This window comes from Bacillus sp. S71, from assembly GCF_016625265.1.
In the GTDB taxonomy this organism is placed as follows: domain Bacteria; phylum Bacillota; class Bacilli; order Bacillales; family Bacillaceae_G; genus Bacillus_A; species Bacillus_A cereus.
The window spans coordinates 1-2,253 of the sequence record NZ_JACVUW010000035.1 but is presented as its reverse complement, the minus strand read 5'-3'; the positions used below and the strand labels follow the sequence as shown (position 1 = coordinate 2,253).

Below are 2,253 nucleotides of genomic sequence, written 5' to 3'. Positions count from 1 at the left end.
AGCAAAAACCTAAGTCGTTTCGACTTAGGTTTTTTTGTGTTTATTTTTATTACTTAAAATATAAAGGTAAGAATTACCTTTTATAAGGGTATAGTCGAGATATAAAAAAAGGTTATGCAAAAAGTAGCAATCTAGCTCTTTTTGCATAACCTTTTGTGTTTTTAAAGGATTTTACATAAGAAAAAATCTATAATTAAGGTAGTTAACATATATTTTTGATGGGTGTGGGGGATTATGAAAGAAATATGCATGTTATTAGTGGCTGTTATATTATGGGGGACAGCTATTGCGCCAACAAAATGGGCGTTAGAATCTATTCAGCCGTTTACTTTGTTGTTTATTCGTCTTTTCTTTGCAGGTGGAATTTGTATGCTATTTTCATTTAAGCAACTACAAAAATCAGTTGTACATAAAAAAGTTCCATGGAAAAGAATGAGTTTGTTAGCTTTTACCGGTGTAGCTGGGTATTTTATGTTCACATCGTACGGTATTTCTTTAACAAGTGGATTACATGTTAGTATCATAGATGCTGCATTACCATTAGTTACAATTCTTTTTTCAGCATTCTTTTTGAAAGAGAAAATTCGATTGAATTATTGGATAGGAATTATATTGGGTGCTATAGGAGTACTCTTTATTACGATTCCATCTAAAAGTGCTGATCAAGAAGTGTCTTTAATAGGAGATATACTGATATTATTAAGTACTTTTCTATTTGCTTTCTACACGGTTTTGCTAAAACGACCAAAACAAGAACAGTATTTATCAAACGAGGTTTTTACAACATTAACTTTAATTATTGGAGCTGTTATTCTATTACCATTTGCACTGGTAGAAATTCTTTATTACGGTTTACCGAAGATTGAAACTTGGAAAACGGGACTTAGTGTAATATACCTTGTTATTGGAGCAACAATTTTAGCGTATTGGTTTTGGAATAAAGCGCTAGAGAGAGTTTCAGCATCAGTAAGCGGATTATATTTAAATGCATTACCGTTAATAAGTATTGTTACTTCAATTATTCTATTAAATGAATCTCTGACATGGAGAGTAATAATGGGAGCGAGTTTAGTTTTAATTGGAGTAGGATGGGCGGATAAGCAAAAGTTATGTAATCTATTAAAAGGTAACAAGGTGGAGAATAGAGACTGTTAAACAGTATGATTTATATAATTGAAATGTTAAAAAGATACCTTATATATGAGGTATCTTTTTTATTTAGCAAAGATAATAGACTAAAATTAGTATGGATATTCTTTGCTGTATTTATATGTGTCGAAATCATTTTGAAATATTGTTTGAACAAGTTGTATACATTCAGTATCATAAAAGCTTTCAAAAGTTGGATGACGGGGAAATAAAGGATCAGTAATATCGCCTTCGCTAAAATTCCCTTTATAAATCATGGCGGGAGTTTGATGATGCCATGATGTTGAGAACTCATTTATTGGTGCGTTTTTTAATTCGAAACGCTTTTCTAATTCTTTCATTTCCTGATCAAAGTTTTCTAAGTATATATAATTGGTGACATATTCTTCTTCACCAGCTATATATTGTTGTGTGAAATGTGGGTTAATATCACTTGCGTGAGCCCCTTTCATAAATAGATAGTATAGAAATTGTTTAAATGAGATCCCTTTGGGGGAATTTTCATCTTGATATAAAAACTTTCGGATGGGTTTCCATTCGGGATTTTCCATATAAGGAGGTCCAATTAAGGATACGAAAGAACTGACTGCTCTCCTATAAGGGTTACGAACAAGTTTAAACGTTTCTTTTTGTTTTTCTCGTAGCGCTACCCCTAGTCGTACACTATAAGCAGGTGTACTTTTGTATATATCATATTCATAATTATGAATGAAAGGACTATAACTTAGAGCTGTTTGCAATAAATCAATCTGGTAAAAGAACCAATTGGCAAGAGAAGTGCAACCGCTTTTTTGACTCCAAAATAGAATGATGGGAAACTTCCTATGATAGTGTGGGCTTCTTGAATGGGCGCTTATGGTGTTTAATAAAGAAGGATCGAACAAGTTCTACACTCCTTTCAGTTATTTTACTGATATGTATGAGGAATAAAGAGGGGGTATGAGAGTCTTTTTCATCTTTTTTAAAAAAATGAAAGATTAATATTGACTATTATTATATAGAGGTGTAATATAAGACAAGTCGCCGATGACATTAATGTCGCAAGCGAAAAACGAAATAAAAAACTTAGTTGACATTAACTAACGAAGATGTTAACATAAGGAA

The 2,253-nt window shown here is 31.8% G+C and carries 2 protein-coding genes; one reads left to right on the top strand and one right to left on the bottom strand.

The features are described 5' to 3' along the window. The first annotated feature begins 234 nt into the window (after positions 1 to 234). Positions 235 to 1,155 carry a DMT family transporter gene (locus IBT51_RS26885; RefSeq protein ID WP_000658281.1) on the top strand — a complete coding sequence of 307 codons (921 nt, stop codon included), beginning with the start codon at positions 235 to 237 and terminating at the stop codon, positions 1,153 to 1,155. A gap of 86 nt (positions 1,156 to 1,241) precedes the next feature. Here the strand turns inward: IBT51_RS26885 and IBT51_RS26880 are convergent, their stop codons facing one another. After that, positions 1,242 to 2,033, bottom strand: coding sequence for a sulfotransferase family 2 domain-containing protein (locus IBT51_RS26880; protein WP_000460203.1), 792 nt, complete (start codon positions 2,031 to 2,033; stop codon positions 1,242 to 1,244). Between the last annotated feature and the right edge of the window lie 220 nt (positions 2,034 to 2,253).

Bases quoted from the DNA above. Each gene is read 5' to 3' on its own strand.
- IBT51_RS26885 (WP_000658281.1), top strand. From the start codon at position 235: ATGAAAGAAATATGCATGTTATTAGTGGCTGTTATATTATGGGGGACA.